The 15,034-nt window shown below is 32.0% G+C and carries 24 protein-coding genes; 17 read left to right on the top strand and 7 right to left on the bottom strand.

Annotation, left to right across the window (positions count from 1 at the left end):
* Positions 1–80 precede the first annotated feature (80 nt).
* The 13 genes from ABIK75_07120 to ABIK75_07060 all read left to right on the top strand — a co-directional run bounded on the left by ABIK75_07120 (position 81) and on the right by ABIK75_07060 (position 9,197).
* Positions 81–356 carry a hypothetical protein gene (locus tag ABIK75_07120; protein MEO0090854.1) on the top strand — a complete coding sequence of 92 codons (276 nt, stop codon included), beginning with the start codon at positions 81–83 and terminating at the stop codon, positions 354–356.
* A 25-nt stretch (positions 357–381) separates the two neighbouring features.
* On the top strand, positions 382–2,211 hold the full coding sequence (locus tag ABIK75_07115; GenBank protein ID MEO0090853.1) for a NosD domain-containing protein: 1,830 nt from the start codon (positions 382–384) through the stop codon (positions 2,209–2,211).
* Positions 2,212–2,466: 255 nt separating this feature from the next.
* On the top strand, positions 2,467–5,556 hold the full coding sequence (locus tag ABIK75_07110; protein ID MEO0090852.1) for a hypothetical protein: 3,090 nt from the start codon (positions 2,467–2,469) through the stop codon (positions 5,554–5,556).
* A 6-nt stretch (positions 5,557–5,562) separates the two neighbouring features.
* The gene (locus tag ABIK75_07105; GenBank protein ID MEO0090851.1) at positions 5,563–5,856 is read left to right on the top strand and encodes a hypothetical protein; all 294 of its coding nucleotides are present in this window, start codon (positions 5,563–5,565) and stop codon (positions 5,854–5,856) included.
* Complete coding sequence (locus tag ABIK75_07100) at positions 5,853–6,611, top strand: hypothetical protein (GenBank protein MEO0090850.1); 759 nt, start codon at positions 5,853–5,855, stop codon at positions 6,609–6,611. The genes ABIK75_07105 and ABIK75_07100 overlap by 4 nt, the downstream gene beginning before the upstream one ends.
* 617 nt (positions 6,612–7,228) lie before the next feature.
* Entirely contained in the window at positions 7,229–7,492 is a 264-nt protein-coding gene (locus ABIK75_07095; protein ID MEO0090849.1) for a hypothetical protein, read from the top strand.
* A 65-nt stretch (positions 7,493–7,557) separates the two neighbouring features.
* On the top strand, positions 7,558–7,734 hold the full coding sequence (locus ABIK75_07090; protein ID MEO0090848.1) for a hypothetical protein: 177 nt from the start codon (positions 7,558–7,560) through the stop codon (positions 7,732–7,734).
* A 45-nt stretch (positions 7,735–7,779) separates the two neighbouring features.
* Complete coding sequence (locus tag ABIK75_07085) at positions 7,780–8,040, top strand: hypothetical protein (protein ID MEO0090847.1); 261 nt, start codon at positions 7,780–7,782, stop codon at positions 8,038–8,040.
* A complete protein-coding gene (locus tag ABIK75_07080; GenBank protein MEO0090846.1) occupies positions 8,041–8,325 on the top strand; it encodes a hypothetical protein in 285 nt (94 codons plus the stop codon).
* A 9-nt stretch (positions 8,326–8,334) separates the two neighbouring features.
* Positions 8,335–8,523 carry a hypothetical protein gene (locus ABIK75_07075; protein MEO0090845.1) on the top strand — a complete coding sequence of 63 codons (189 nt, stop codon included), beginning with the start codon at positions 8,335–8,337 and terminating at the stop codon, positions 8,521–8,523.
* On the top strand, positions 8,510–8,677 hold the full coding sequence (locus ABIK75_07070) for a hypothetical protein (GenBank protein MEO0090844.1): 168 nt from the start codon (positions 8,510–8,512) through the stop codon (positions 8,675–8,677). Before ABIK75_07075 ends, ABIK75_07070 begins: the two co-directional genes overlap by 14 nt.
* Positions 8,677–8,892 (top strand): hypothetical protein, encoded by a 216-nt coding sequence (locus ABIK75_07065; GenBank protein MEO0090843.1) that lies wholly within the window; start codon positions 8,677–8,679, stop codon positions 8,890–8,892. Before ABIK75_07070 ends, ABIK75_07065 begins: the two co-directional genes overlap by 1 nt.
* 62 nt (positions 8,893–8,954) lie before the next feature.
* Entirely contained in the window at positions 8,955–9,197 is a 243-nt protein-coding gene (locus ABIK75_07060; protein MEO0090842.1) for a hypothetical protein, read from the top strand.
* 6 nt (positions 9,198–9,203) lie between these two features.
* Here ABIK75_07060 and ABIK75_07055 read toward each other — a convergent pair whose 3' ends face one another.
* From ABIK75_07055 to ABIK75_07045, 3 genes are read right to left on the bottom strand one after another with little or no spacing between them, the layout of a single operon-like run.
* Positions 9,204–9,692 (bottom strand): hypothetical protein, encoded by a 489-nt coding sequence (locus ABIK75_07055; GenBank protein ID MEO0090841.1) that lies wholly within the window; start codon positions 9,690–9,692, stop codon positions 9,204–9,206.
* Positions 9,693–9,887, bottom strand: a complete 195-nt coding sequence (locus tag ABIK75_07050; protein ID MEO0090840.1) for a hypothetical protein — start codon at positions 9,885–9,887, stop codon at positions 9,693–9,695. It lies immediately after the preceding gene.
* A gap of 21 nt (positions 9,888–9,908) precedes the next feature.
* Entirely contained in the window at positions 9,909–10,505 is a 597-nt protein-coding gene (locus ABIK75_07045; GenBank protein ID MEO0090839.1) for a hypothetical protein, read from the bottom strand.
* Positions 10,506–10,724: 219 nt separating this feature from the next.
* Between ABIK75_07045 and ABIK75_07040 the strand changes: the two genes are divergently transcribed.
* From ABIK75_07040 to ABIK75_07025, 4 genes are all read left to right on the top strand, one after another.
* Positions 10,725–10,913: a hypothetical protein gene (locus tag ABIK75_07040; GenBank protein MEO0090838.1), complete on the top strand. Its 189-nt coding sequence runs from the start codon at positions 10,725–10,727 to the stop codon at positions 10,911–10,913.
* A complete protein-coding gene (locus ABIK75_07035) occupies positions 10,913–11,149 on the top strand; it encodes a hypothetical protein (protein ID MEO0090837.1) in 237 nt (78 codons plus the stop codon). Before ABIK75_07040 ends, ABIK75_07035 begins: the two co-directional genes overlap by 1 nt.
* Positions 11,149–11,409 carry a hypothetical protein gene (locus ABIK75_07030; protein ID MEO0090836.1) on the top strand — a complete coding sequence of 87 codons (261 nt, stop codon included), beginning with the start codon at positions 11,149–11,151 and terminating at the stop codon, positions 11,407–11,409. The genes ABIK75_07035 and ABIK75_07030 overlap by 1 nt, the downstream gene beginning before the upstream one ends.
* Before the next feature lie 510 nt (positions 11,410–11,919).
* A complete protein-coding gene (locus ABIK75_07025) occupies positions 11,920–12,102 on the top strand; it encodes a hypothetical protein (GenBank protein ID MEO0090835.1) in 183 nt (60 codons plus the stop codon).
* Between the two features lie 73 nt (positions 12,103–12,175).
* Here ABIK75_07025 and ABIK75_07020 read toward each other — a convergent pair whose 3' ends face one another.
* From ABIK75_07020 to ABIK75_07005, 4 genes are all read right to left on the bottom strand, one after another.
* Positions 12,176–12,970, bottom strand: coding sequence for a Ku protein (locus ABIK75_07020; protein ID MEO0090834.1), 795 nt, complete (start codon positions 12,968–12,970; stop codon positions 12,176–12,178).
* Between the two features lie 230 nt (positions 12,971–13,200).
* Positions 13,201–14,280 carry a hypothetical protein gene (locus ABIK75_07015; GenBank protein MEO0090833.1) on the bottom strand — a complete coding sequence of 360 codons (1,080 nt, stop codon included), beginning with the start codon at positions 14,278–14,280 and terminating at the stop codon, positions 13,201–13,203.
* Between the two features lie 127 nt (positions 14,281–14,407).
* Positions 14,408–14,632, bottom strand: coding sequence for a hypothetical protein (locus ABIK75_07010; protein ID MEO0090832.1), 225 nt, complete (start codon positions 14,630–14,632; stop codon positions 14,408–14,410).
* Entirely contained in the window at positions 14,633–14,800 is a 168-nt protein-coding gene (locus ABIK75_07005; GenBank protein MEO0090831.1) for a hypothetical protein, read from the bottom strand.
* Positions 14,801–15,034: the final 234 nt, after the last annotated feature.

The raw sequence follows: 15,034 nt of genomic DNA, 5'->3' as shown, positions 1-15,034 counted from the left end.
GATTTATATTTTTCGTGTAATATTTAGGGAATTTAATACTGATTTTTAAATTAGAAAAACAAGTTAAAATTAAGATGAGTATGTTCGGATTGAAGAAACTATTCGGAAACAAAGCAGAAGCTGTTGGAGTAGGGCTATTAATAACTGCGATAATTGGAGTAGCAGTTCTTTATGGAGTTTCTTCATTAGTTCCATCAGTGACTCAAAGCATTGCAGAAGCTACAGGAAATCTAAGCCAGCTTGGAGTTGGAGGCACTATTGGAGCTTTGGTGCTTCCGCTCTTGGTAGGAATTGCTATAGGTTTAGGATTAGCCAAACTTGCAGGTAAAGTATTCGGCATTGACTTCGGCATTTAAGCAGTAAGGCAGAAGGAGGGCAGTGATGAAAATAAATACTCTTGAGAATAACAAAAGCCCTCCTTTGATAGCTTTGGGAACAGCTTTCATCCTTTTTCTTTTTGTTATTCAAGGGGCTAAAGCAGTAACATACATTTCCAGTTGCTCTGTTTTAGACCAAGAAGGCGAGACATATTATGTGACAAATCATATAAATATAAATTCTTCTCCTTGCATAAACATAACAGCGAACAATATTGTTTTAGATTGTCAATATTATGGGTTTTGGGAATCTGGAGAATATGTCATTTATGCTGAAGGAGTTAACAATATAACTATTCAGAATTGTTATATACACCCTTATAGTAATAATATTTACTTGAAAAACTCAAACTATAGCGTAGTCAGGAATATAACAGGAACTCCTATAACTTTACATAATTCCAATTTTAATGTTTTTGAGAATATAATAACTCGTGAGTATACTTATGGTGCTATAGGTATACATATAGTAGATTCAAGTTTCAACAACATATCCAATAGCAATGTCTATGGTTGGTATTATGGGATTAAATTTAGTGGCTATTGCACAAACAATACTATCAAAAATTTAATTTCAAGGAATTCAATATGGGTAGAAGGGAATTCAAATACTATTGAAAATGTTATCGGTTATGGGATGTTGAGAGATATTGGAAACAGAAATGTTTTTAAAAATATAACCGTTTATGGGGGTCGCTTAGAAACAAATAATTTTGATAATTTAATAGATGCAGTAATTTATACAGATATAGTTAGTATAGCTTCAAATAATACTCTGAAAAATATTATTGTGTTCAGCAATTATGTTGGTATTGGTAACTCAAATAATATTACAAATATGAATGTTACTTCTTCCAACGGAATTACAATACTAAGTTCAAACATATTAAACAATGTTTTTGTCAATGGAAGCTCAAATATAGGAATCAATGTCACTGGTAGTTCAAACATACTGGATAATGTGATGGTTGTCAATTCTGTTTATGGGATATACCTTGATAATGATTACAATACGATTAAAAACTCAATAATAAAAGATAACCAATATGGCATTTGGATAAATAGAGGACAGTTTAATCTTATCTATAACAACCTATTTAATAATACGAACAATGTTTATTTCAACAATAGTAATGTAAATTATTGGAACACTACAAAACAGTTTGGAAAAAGGATATATGGTAGAGGTTTAGAAATAGGTGGAAACTATTGGACTAATCCTGAAGGAAATGGATATTCTGACACTTGTAGCAATGAAGATAAAGATGGTTTTTGCGATGAACCTTATGTTTTATTAGAAGATCCGCCAAATATAGATTACTTGCCTTTAACAATGCCACCTCCACCTTTACCACCTCAAATAACATTAAATATACCTGAAAACAATTCAAAGCTATATACACAAGATATTAGTTTCAGTTTCATTGCAATAGATGATTCAGCTAATATACTTGAGTGTTCAATTTACCTTGATGGTTTGTTGAACGAAACGAATTCTTCAGTTTTGAATAATACCCTAACAAACTTTTTAATTAAAGGAATAAGCTATGGTGAGCACAGTTGGTTCATAAATTGCAGTGATAGTGAAGTAAGTAATACTTCTGAAGTTAGATACTTCATAATAACAATTCCACGACTTTCAGATTTGGGCTTGGGAGGAATTATGGGGGCTTTGATAATAATAGTGATGTTCAGCTTAGTTCCTTTCTTTGTGTTGAGAGATTATTTATTAAATCCAGAAATAAGCTTTTCTGGAATGATTAAAATATTGTTAGCAATAGTTGTGGTAATAGCTTTCATTATAGTTTTTGCTGGAATAACAGGATGGTTATAGATTTAAAGTTGAAAAAACAAATATTGATAGAATGATAGGGAAAAAGATTTTGACTTTCATAAGCATAATTGTAGGTATGATCTTCATATCTTTCTTGATAACAAATGTAGCTCCCTTGATGGTAGTGCCACAAGAATCTTATGTTTGGGTTGTTTTCTTCTTTTTGTGCTTGATATTTTTCTTTTTCTATTCGGCTTACAAAAGCATATAGAAAGAGATTTAAGGTAGAAAAATGAAATAAAAATTGGTGGGGGAATGAAAAAAGTTATCATTCCTTTATTATTTTTTTTACTTCTATTTGTTTCGGAAGTGAACGCACAGTATTACTTAGATTGGGTAAACTTAGCACTTCCAATCAATAAAACATCTCCAGCAGTTGTATTTTCGTTAAGGGAGAGATACTTTTCTATATTATCTAAAAAAGAGGAGGAAGAAGGAAAGTGGGGAATTTATGTAAACAGGTATGATAAATATGGAGTTTTAGAAGAGACAAGAGTAAAGTTTCATTATCAAGATGGGGAAAACTTAACATTGTTCAACAACTACTTCACCTGGGCTAAAAGATATTTAATAATACCTTTCTACAATGGTAGCTTAGGTTTCATTACTTTTAACTTAACAGAATATGAAAATGGTGGTAGTGGAATAGAAGTTATGCCTTATAAAGTTGATGCTGTCATAACAGATCTAATTCCTGCTTTTACTTTCCATATGCCTGTGGGGTTCGACACTGATTTCAACACACCTGTAATAGCTTACAGAGGGACTGATAATAGAATACATGTTTTATACAACTTTTTTGATATAGTAAACGATGCTTGGAGGTGGGATTTAAAAAAGGATAGGATAATAGATTCTGGCATAACATACATCAAGAAAGGGTATGTTTATCCTTCTGTTGGTGGTTGCAGGTTCCACAGCGATTGTTTTTTGTATTTTGTTTTTGAAGGAAGAAGTCAGCAAAATTCAGATAGGTATGGTATATATGTGAGGGAAATAAGAAAAGGGGTTCTTTGGTTAGAATTTAACGACATTCCTTTGATAGGTTGGACTACATATGGGTGCTACAGTTTTGAGAATTGTTATAACGATATAAGTTATTGGAGGATAGGCAATGATCAGCTCGAAGCAAATAAAATTCTAATTAGGGAAATGGAAGGTCAAAACTTTAAATATCTATTTTTCAAGTTCAATCCATACAATTGGTATAAAATAGAGGAAACAATCATAAATACACCAGAAACAAGGGCTATACAACCGAATGCGAGGAATATTACTATGTTTCTTTGGCATATAGAACCAAATTGTTATGGATATCAATCGATTAACTATGAACCACTTTTTGAGGGAAGAAATTTCTTTACTGTAAAATTTTATGCCCCAGCAAATATAACTCTTAGTATTGGTAATTTGCAAAAAAGTTGCTATTTTGATGGTGTGGGTTATGAAGCTTGTGTATTTGGTATGGAAATTGAAAGTGCGGGGAATTATTCAATCGGAGTTAGGCAATGCCCACGAGGTGAAATGCCAGTAGTTACTTACGATATTTTTTATCCAATTGATAGCTTGTTCGATCAAATAAGGGTAATTACAGATTCGATATTTTATCAAGAAGCTTTTGTTGCGGAAACTGATGTTAGTTTATGGTTGCAGAGAGTTGGAGTTCCTTCTTACACAGCAAAAATAACAAGAACTTGTGAGTATAACAATACTTACCCAAGCAATACTTTATTCATTTGTGATATAGATGATATCAACATTCCAAGCAATGCAATAAACATAAGCGTAAAAACAAGTGCTAAGATCTATGTTGTGAATGGGAGTGCTGAGTCGCCAGACAAAACTTTCGAGTTGAAAGCTTGCAGTCCAGAAGCTGATGTTGGCGGGAATGGTGAAAAATGTGAAATAAAATTCTTGAGTTGCACCAATCAAGGAGTGAATACTGAAGTTGTGAGGTATAGAATAGGTTTGCCTGGGACTACGATAACGAGCAATGTTCACGCTAACATAAGTTTAAATTGCATTTCTCCAACTGGTTTTCCAACTTGGGTTGGAATAATTGGAAAAACAGAAGTTGAATTTAGTTATGTTTCTCCAGCTGAAAAAAAAGTTGTGATAAATGCAGAACCATTAAGCGGTAACGAAACAACAATATTCAAAATTTATCTCTCAACTTATAACTTGGCATATCCTTATGTTGCGACGATGATCGTTGATGGAGAAGAGTATGACTTTTCTCCAAGATACGATCAAAACTTAATAGTTAATTGGAATTCATATGGAAGACCAGGAGTTCATACAATAAGATTTAGAGTCAGGGATGCTGAAAATTGGGTTGGGACTACTGACACGATAACAATAACTGTTTATGGTGCAGGGATAGCTCCATTCAATTTGTTCGTCTCGCCTTTGGTTGGGAATGTCACCACAATCTTTAGGTTTTCAACGAGCTTGATATACAATGGGACACCTCCTTATACTGTGGTAGTGTTTCCGATAAGGTATGGTGAAGATGCTTGGATAGGAAGGTGCATTTTGCAGTCAAGTGGCACTTGCTCTTTTTCAACAACCCTTCCTTGTGGAAACGAGAGTTATGGTGCGAAAGTCAGGGATTCGGTAGGGAATGTTATGTATTCAAATCCTGTGACTCCTTATGTGGAGTGTGTTGCACAAGGAGAACCATTAAGCTTGAGTTTAGAGATGAGTCCAACAACAGGTGATACACAAACAATATTCACACTAACTTTGACAGTTTATGGAGGAGCACCACCATATTATGCAACTTGGGAAGATTGGGGAAATATGATATGCTACGAAACATATACTTCACAACCTCCTTTCAGCGTTCAGAGAAGGTTCAAGTTTTGGAGTGGAAGCAGGGGAATAGATGTTCATATCTTGAGTGCGGATGGTCAAAGTGCAAGAAGCAATCGACTTGAGTTTGATGTAGCTTGGGCAGGAGAACCAGAAAGAATAGCTTTTGACTGCACAGGAATTGTTGGGGAAGGATATTCAAGAGAAGCTTTGCCAACTTACCCAACTTACCAACAACCTTTGATAAACCAATCAGCTTTAGTTTCAGTAGGTGCTGGATGGATGGGTGCTTTCTTCACACCGATATTCATTTCAACTATGATGTTAATAGGAATATCAGGATTAGTTACTTTGAGCATAGCAAAATACTCTGGTGGCGACTTAAAGTCGAGCGGAGCTATATTTCTTGGGTGCGTTGTTTTACTTTCTATAATTTACGCAATTTCTGGAATATATCCTGCTTGGCTCGTTATAGTTTTCATAATAATAGCTGGACTTATATTCGCTAAAGTAATAATAGGGGTGATATGAATAGCTATGATAACAAAGCTTGAGTTCATTTTGTTTTACTCTCTTTTCTTGAGTTTCATAATTCAGATAAGCTCTATGGCAGGGGCAACAATAGTCAAGAACGCCCCTCCCCCACCAACAATACCACCAGAGCCAACGATAATAGATTACATAGTTTATCCATTTTTGAACTTGGGGTATTTTTTCCGACTTATGAGCGTTAGCACAGATTTTTTGCTTTTGGGAGCTTTGCTATTCACACCTTTTTTGATAGCTTTAATATACACCATACTTGAATTCGTTAGGGGGACAGGTGGATGAAGAAATTTTTTTTATTGCTCGCTTTCCTTCTTGCTTTTCCAAGTGCTTTTTGCCAAGAGTCACCAGCATCTGCGATAGCTTTCGGCATAAGGGAGATAAAAACTCTTGATATGTATTTCGGATACTTGCCTTACATAAGCAAGAACACTTGGGGGTATGTAACTTTAAACTTCACTCCAGTAGATGGAGTCAGCAGGATTGTTGTAGCTAACATAAGAATTGTGGAAGAGCAATCCGCAAGTTCAACTATTGAAATTATGGTAAACGAAACTCCCTGCAAAACATCGAGCATAACGAGTTACTTAACAGGAAAAACGCAGTATGTTGCTGACTTCGACTGCACCAATGTGATAAATTCTTCGGGAATATATGTCGTTGGATTAAGACCTTCTGAAATAATTTACAATGTTCACTTCAGAATATGGATTACATACGAGAACAACCCTGAAGAGCAAATAAACCAAACTTTAAATTACATAGTTGATAACATAGACGAAGTAAAAATGCTGTTGTTCGATGCTGTTGAAACAAAAAAATACTGCGTTAACAACAGTTTATACATAGAGAAATTGGCAAACATAACTCTTGGAAACAAAACTTATCCATACATAAAAACTGAAGTAGTTGAGTGCGAATTTGGGTGCGACGAAGAGAGGAAAGAGTGCAACTTTCCAACTTGGATATACTATTCGATATTGGTTTGCGTGATAATTGCGTTGTTCGTAATAGTTAAGTATGTGGTGTTGAGAATATGAAACCAATAAGGTTTTTGCTCGGTTTCATAATCTTGATGTTTTCACTACTGATAATTTTGAATATGCCAAGCTACTGGAAGAATGACTTGTTCGTTTTCTTTCTCGTTCTGTTAGTGCTTTGGGTATTCTTAAGTTATGTTTTCGATTGAGTCAAGTTTATGTTTTCGATGAGCGTTAAGTTAAGATTTTTGTTGAAACAACAAGCATACCATTCAGGGCAAATTTCCTTAGCTATGTCGTAAGTGCGGACATAAACATAGATGGAAAACAAGCCAAAAGCAAATAACAAGATCCACCAAAGTATTGTAAATGCTTTGTAAAGCTTGTATTTTCTTTTTGATATTGTTATTTCTCCATTCATTTCTTAAACTTCCTATAGAATTCTTTGTGTAGATTTTTCATTCTTCCAAGTATCAACGCCATAAAAAAGCTTTCGATTGCTATTCTGCAACACTCACTCAAGCTTATACCCATTTCTTGAGAAAAAGTTTTTAGAAAATTATAGAATTTATTAGTTACCCTTATTTTTAAAAATTTTGTTTGTGGTAATTCGGTTTTTGGTCTGACCACGAAAATATTTATGGTATTTAAACTATTTAAACTTTAGGTGAAGTTGAATGACAACTATTGAATTAGCAAAGAAAAAGTGGGCAAGGAAAATGGAAAGGGCAGGTCAAAAATGGAAGAAAGGCGTTACTGACAAAAGTTCAAGATATGCAAAAGGAGTATCTTTGTTCATAGGTAAACCAGTTCCTGAAACTCACGAAAAAGTTATTGGATGGAGAGAAGGGGTTGAAGCAGTTACACCAGAGGATTTCGCAAATGCTGTGAGAGGGAAAGAAGCTTATTGGGCAGAGAAATACATAGAAGCTTTCTCTTAAAAGTAAAACTTCCAATCAGTAAAATTTGGTAGACGAATTTATCTTTTTCTTTTTTTATTATAATTATGGAAAAGGAAAGATTGGATAAAATAAAGGAGAAATTTGAAGAAGCAGAGATTGAATTGAAAGATATATTGAAGAGGGTAAGAACAAGTAGTGATGCAAATTCTATAAGGTATTTGATAGATTGGACGAGAGATGCAAAAAATGAAATAGATAAGTTAAGAGAAGCTTTAGAGTGACCACGAAAACTTTTATTTTCTATTTTTCAAATATTATTGATTAATATGGAATTCAAACCAGAAGTTGAAGAGAAGATAAAACCACTCTTGGAAAAGTTTAAAGAAGAGATGAAGAAAGAAGGGTTCAGCGAAGCATTTATAGAAAAGGCAATAAACAGGGCAAAAAAGTATGTTTTTACATTATCAAGTTATTTAGATAGTGCTAATCCTGAACTTGTTGCGAAAGCACAAGTAGAGATGATGCCAGAAGCTTTAGAGCACAGCAAGAGATGGATGAGGGCATTCAAGGAAGCTGTCGGTGGATGAATGGCAAAGATAGATTTGTGGACAGGTAAGATAATAGAAGAAGAAGTTAAGCCAGAGCTTAAGACAGAAGTTAAAGAAGAAGTCACAAGGATAACACCAGAAGACATAAAACTTATGATAGAAAAAGGGAAAGAAGCTTGGAAAAAGATGGTTGAAACTTTGGAAGCTTGGAAAAGAGAAGCTGAAAAAAGAAAAGTGGAAGAAGCTTTCAAAAGGGCAGGAATAGAGATATTGCCTAAGGAAAAGAAAGGAATTTTTGAAGAGATGGGAATAGAAAAAATGTAAGTGGTTTAAATGGACGAAAAAGTAATTAGATACGAGATAATATCGGATGCTGGAAGGATAGCATTACTGCTTCCTGACCTTTACATTTCTCCGAGCAAGGTTTTACCGATTTACGACAAGCTTACGAACAAAACACTTCTTGACATACAAGAGTGGAAAGAACTTAGGAAGGAGGCGGTAATTAGTGCTGTCGGTTGAAAAAGCAAAAAAGCTCGGTTTTGCTTCCCTTGTTTTCAATTGGATTACTGCTACAAATATTTTTATGAAACCAGAAGAATTTGAAAAATATCTTAGAGGATATGAGAAGTATCTAATAGATTACAAGAAAGCAAGGATGATGGAGGCAACTTGATGGGTTTTTGGAGCAAAGTGGCAGAAGTAATAGAAAAAGTGAAAAAGAAGGATGAAAAATCCGACGAAGATAAAAATAGTGTAGAAGAAGATTTTTTGACTGATATAGGAAGTGTTTTAACTGATTGGGGCTTGAGCGAAAAAGAAGCGTTAAAAGTGGCTAAAGAAATTTACGATAGATACAAAGAAAAGATTGAAGAGAGCTTGACCACATAATTATTTAAGTTTTGATTTTGAACTGAAATAATATAGAAAAAAAGCAGAAAAGGGGTAATTAAATGAGTGAAAAAGAGTTTGTTGAAAACTTGATTAAAGAGAAAAAAATAAAAGAACTTGGAATGAAAGAAAGGAAAAAATTGCTTGAAAGCATAGATCCATTTCTTTTGTTTGTCGAGTATCCAATAATACTAAAGCATATGGAAAAAGATGATTACTACTTGTTAGCAGATATGAGGACATTCAAAATAAAAGATAGAGAAACTGCGATGGAAATAAGGAGAAAACTTAAAGAAGTTGTGTAAATAGTTTTAACTTTGTAAAAACTTTGCATTTTTAGGAGTAAGTTCGCACTTTACTTTTTTTAAAGGAAGCTCACAAGTTGTTCCATCTGTGTGGTAAATTACTATCTTTTTCTCGTTAATAAGCCACCTCTTTTCCGATTTCTCAACTTCTTTATTGCATATCGGACACACTTTTATTTTTTCTCCCAATTCTCTTCCTATCCACTTAGGGAAAATTCCATCGTAATAAAATACTTGCTTTTCTGTGAATAAAACCTGCTTGATTCTCTTGCTACACTCTTCGTCAAGCTTTATCCTGTTTGGATCATCACCAAGTTTTTTCCTATATTCCAAGCTTTTCTCTTCACTTATGTTAAGTCCTTTCCAAATCAAGTGCCAACCCCTTTCGGTTCTCCTTATCTTGAAAGGCAGTTTTTTGCACAGTATAGTTCCTTTTATGGCTACCCAAAGCATTTTCAACAAGCTGTCATCGTCAAGGTCTATTGTTACTCTCATTTATCCCAAACCTTTAGCATTCAATTTTTCATTTATCTTTTGTATTTCTTTTTCAAGATTTTCCACTTTTTCGTTTAAAGATGAAATCAATTTGTCAACAACTTCTCTATACTTTACAAAAGCATTCATCTCTTCTCTCGTTTTTTCCAAAATATCTTTAAGGGATTGAGTTAAGGTAAATATGTCTTCATCCATCTCCCCACTTGGATATTTCATTCAAACACCTCCCCTTATTTTTTCGATTAATTCTTCATACCTTTTCCTGTATTCTTCAATCTCTCTCACAATAGGGAAATACTCTTCCTGCAGAAATCTTATCATTTCCTTTGACAGTATCCTTCTCATAACATCTATTTGTTTTTCAGCTTCAATCAAATCCCACTCGTTGTATTCTGTTTTTATTTCTCCATCCAAATCATAAAATCTAACATATCTAAATGGGATGTCAAAAGGAATTGTTGATGGTGTTTCATCAGCAAAACGAGATCTAAAATATTGTGCCACTTCGTCGTAATCAACTTCCTCAACTTCAAAACCGTGAATTTCAGTTACTATTTTACCATCGATTGGAATCACTTCTTGGTCTTCAGAAACAAGCACTTTTCCTTGAAGGATTGCGTGATTTATTGATTCAATCGTTACAGCTAATCTTTCTATTATTTCTTTTAAAACCTTTTTGATTGTATTTATCTCAAACATAGTGAGAGGATGATCCTTGAATACAAAAACTCTAAGTTCTGCAAAAGGTTGCGGAGTTTTATCACTTGGTGGTCTGCTATAATACATATGAACCAAGCTTACTCTATAAATCATTTGCTCACCAAGTTACCTTTTTTATCCAACCAAACGGGGCAAGGTAAAGGTAGTTGCCTTCTCTAATGCTAAAAGAACAATTCAAGCATTTTTTCAATCTCTTTGATTTAGAAGTAAAGCTAACACAAGACAAGCAGTGAATACTCATACTCCTCCTCCTTATTTTAAAATGACCACAAAAGTATTTAAAACTATTTGCCAAAATTATGATTGGATAATATGGCAAAAATGTTTTTGAAAGATAAGGCAACAGAAAGTGTTGTGAAAACTGCTTGGTCAGAACCAGAGTTTAAAGCTGGTGACTTGTTGCTTAAATTTCCACATAATAATCAGATCATAGAAGTTCTTATCCCTGAAATAGAGCTTAAATATTATTGCTTGAAATTGAAAGAAAAGGAGGCGATTTGATGGATGAAAAACCTGAAGAAATTGAAAAACTTAATAATAGGATAGGTGATTTAGTTAGACAATATTTTCAATTATATTTTATAGATAAAAAGGAAGCTATTAAAAAACTTGATGAAGCTATTGATATATGTGAAAAAACTAAAATAGAGCAATTAACTAAAAACAAAAACATAATAGAATTGTGGAATGATAGATGTAAATTGTTAAAAGAGATTAAATTAGAGGAGGCGATTTGATGGATGAAAACATTTTCACGACAATTGGTGTAATTAAAAAAGGCACATTGTTTGTAAGGATGCCCAAAGAAGCAGAAAAATTGGGGTATAGCGAAAACGATTGGATAGCAATAACAGGCATACCACCAGAGCTTAAAGCTTATTCTTCCACGCACTTGATAGAAGTTGAAATGGAAAACAAAGAGATAGCTGAAAATTTGGAAAAGTTGAAGAAAGAATTTTCGGTAGAGAAGTTAAAAGAAGCTTTGGGATTGAAATAAGATTGGTTGAAATGTTGGAAGAAAAACGACTTGGTGAAATTCTTACTTCAAGCCAAATAAAAGAGTTGAAGTTGAGGGAATTGTTTAATAAATGGAGAAAAGAGCTTTTGTTAAAAGAAGTAGAACCTGATTACATAAGCTTTTGCCTATAGTTTATCCAAAATTCCACCTGAAGCAAGATTACCTATGTTGGAAAAAGAGGAAATCTTTGCCAAAAAATTAGAAGAAACGATTTAGCTACAAAATAATTCCTTTGGAATTTTTCCTTTTATTTCAAAAAATTTTATAAGATAGTTTATTGTTTTAGATAAGCTTATTTTCCTTTTTAGCTTGTTTTGTAGTATGCCTTGACAAGCTATCAATCTCTCGTAAGTTTCAAAATCAATTGCTAATGTTTTTCTCTTCATAATGAATATTTTGACCATAAAGTATAAATACTTATTTGCTCTCAACTTTTTTGAAAAAATAATGACCACATAATTATTTAAATTTTAATTCCAATTGAATAATATGGAAAAAGAAAAAAAGATAACAATTGAAGCTTCTCTTGTTGGATTAGAAACAGCAAAAGCTTTGCTGGAAGATGAAATACAAAAGAATAAAGATACAGCAGAAAATTTGGAAAAAATACACAGGGAAGTATTCCTCGCAATTGAAGATTTAAAGAAATTGAAAGAAATGGAAGCAATTTAAATGGGGTAAGATGAAAACATCAATTTTTTTGTCCAATTTGCAAAAAAGAAACAATAATATAAAGTATAAATACTTATTTGTTTTCAACTTTTTTTGACTTTATTTCTACACTTTTCTTCAAAGCTTCCATCAAATCTTTAAACTCTTTCGTTTCTTCTCTTCTATCTTCAATTTTAAACTCTTTGTTTTCAATTTTTGCCATTATGCAATTTTGTAATTTTTCTGTGTAGCTATCCTTGAAATCTTCTATTTTGAATGGATTTGTAAGTTTTTCAACAAGCATTTTAGCTAATTCCAACTCTTCTTTTTTAACTTCTTCTTTAGGTATGCCTTGCTCTTTAAACAGCTTATCTAAATCAACAATTTCATCAGGATAGTAAAGCAAAAACAAAACCAATCCATTTTTGTATGATTTTATTACACAAATGCTTTCTCTATTATGTAAGGTTATCTTACCAACAGCAACCTTATTTGTCAAGCTCAAAACTTCTTTAAGCAAGAAGTATGCTTTCAATCCCTTTTCATCAGGTAAAACATAGTAAGCTTTTTCTATAAACAAATCGTCTATTTCATCAGCATTTACGAAACTTGTTATTTCTATTATTTTACTACTCTTTGGTTTAAGCTTTTCCAATTCCTCTTTAGTGAAAACAACATAACCTTGAGATTTTGAAATGTAAAAACCTTTTTGGATCTTATCGTAAGGAACTTCTATGTTTTCTCTTTCACAAAACCTTTTTTCTCTTATCCTCCCACCACAAGGGCATAGTTGGTTAAAGCTTATGTCGTGCGTTTTGTGGGCTACATATAGTGATATGGGGCAACTTACCAACCCGAAGTTTATGCTACCTTTCCATAATGCTTTCATACTTGTGTATATACACAGATAAATATAAATACTTTTCTGTTGTTATTGATTTGCCATTTGTTTTCTCCAAAATTTCAATAAATTAAAAGCTGTTTTAAAAAACAAAAACATCATATATAAAAACCATTAGACTAATTAGACTTTTTTTAAAATTTATACGCACTTTTGAGATAGAGCTTTTGTTGCCTCACATATAAAAACCATTAGACTAATTAGACTTTTTTTAAAATTTATACGCACTCTAATCTTTTTTTATAAATGAAAAAAGTAGCTCTGCTTTTTCCTGTTAATTCTACAAATTCTTTTACAGCATCCTTAACTTTAACATTTTTTTCTAATAGTTGTTTAACTAATGCTAAATCTTTATCTTCCTTAAGCATAAGTTTAGCCAATTTTTGCCAATTCTCTTTATTGTATTTGTAAATCACTTCAATTTTTTTCTGTAATCTAAGGTTAAAATCTTGAGTAGCAGGGCTTGAGTTTTCTCTTATGAAATCGACAATTTTAATCCTTTCTTCAATTGTAAGATCCTTATCAGGCAACTTAGCTATTTCATACATTATTTTTAAAATAGTATAGTAGTCGAAATTTAATTCAACTACAAAACACCTTGACAATAAAGTTTTAATATCTGTATTGCTTGGTACAGAATTTAAGCAAAAAATTATCTTACCTTTAAATTCAAACATTTGTGGGGCTTGTAATTCTTTAGAAGTAGTTTTCCACTGTAGTATTCTGTGTTTTGTAGCACTCCACATAGCACTTAACAACAAACCTAAAGATGCTTTATTGTTTATTAGGGCTTGTGTATCGTCGAATACTATTAACTTATCCTTGTTTTTGTATAATAAATGGTATAGTTGTAAGGGGCTTATGAAACCTGTAATGTATTCAAAACTTATATTTTTTTCTGACAAAAACCTAAGTGTGTTAAATGTTTTACCCATACCAGGATCTCCGATTAAAAACAAAGTGTGTATTTCATTTTGGTTTAAAAAAACATTTAGCATTTCTTTTAGTTGCCAAAAGTAGTTATCCAATTCTATGGATTTACAATTTTTAATTGTTTGTAAATCTTTTTCTATTAACTTTGCTATATATTCTCTTTCTTGTTTTTCTGCTAAACTATTATAATAATCTATTTCTTCTTTATTTATATTAATAGGTTTTTCAGTCCCTATTATGTTTTTTAAGTTTTCTTCTACACTTAAACTACTATCCCATAAATCAATCCAATTAGGATTATCAATTCTTAATGTTTTCAAATGCTTTTCTATTTTGTCTTTAATTCTTTTTGTAAGCTTTACCATAATACCACTATGTATATACAAATTTAAATACTTTATAGGTAAAGATGTTTTAAACCCATTTCTTTAATAAATTTTATTTCTTCTTCTGAATATCCCCAACTTTTCAATATCTTTTCTTCTTTTTTAGTCATTTTGTCACCTCAATAATTTTTTTTAAGAAATTGTAATTTTTTAGGTAAATTTTCATTTCATCTTTATTTATATTATAAACTATTGTTAAATAATCTGTATAACAATACAGAAGGCATTCTTGTAAATCGAGTTGCCACCTAATATTTTCCAACAAACCACCTAAATACAATCCCATATCTTTTTTTGTAAATTCTTTTATGTCATATATTTCTATTTTCATTTAAAACACCCATATTATTTTGCATTTGCTTTCAACTATTGTTAAAGCACAAAAAGGATTATCACAAATATAAGTAGGATAAGGAAAATACACCAAATCACTTATCCTTATAGCTTTACCTTTTATTCTTTTACCACACACCCAACAAAATATTTTTTCTTCATTCATAGGATCACTTTATCCATAAGGTTGAAAAACAAAAATTCGTAATAGTGTTTTTTTATAAGAAGTAAATACAAAACTTTTAAAAAACTAAAAATACCATACTTTATTTTTTTTGGATAACAAATTTTTGTATTTTCATCTATTCTAATCCAATCTTCTATGGTTATACTTCTGTTTAAAAAGTTTATTTTAATTGTTGTATCCTTTAATTTAATTTCCATCTTTAATCACTTTTCA

It is taken from the genome of candidate division WOR-3 bacterium, assembly GCA_039801725.1.
GTDB lineage: Bacteria > Hydrothermota > Tepidihabitantia > Tepidihabitantales > DTDR01 > DTDR01.
Note: the sequence above shows the minus strand (reverse complement) of the source record. Positions and strands in the feature narration are given on the sequence as shown.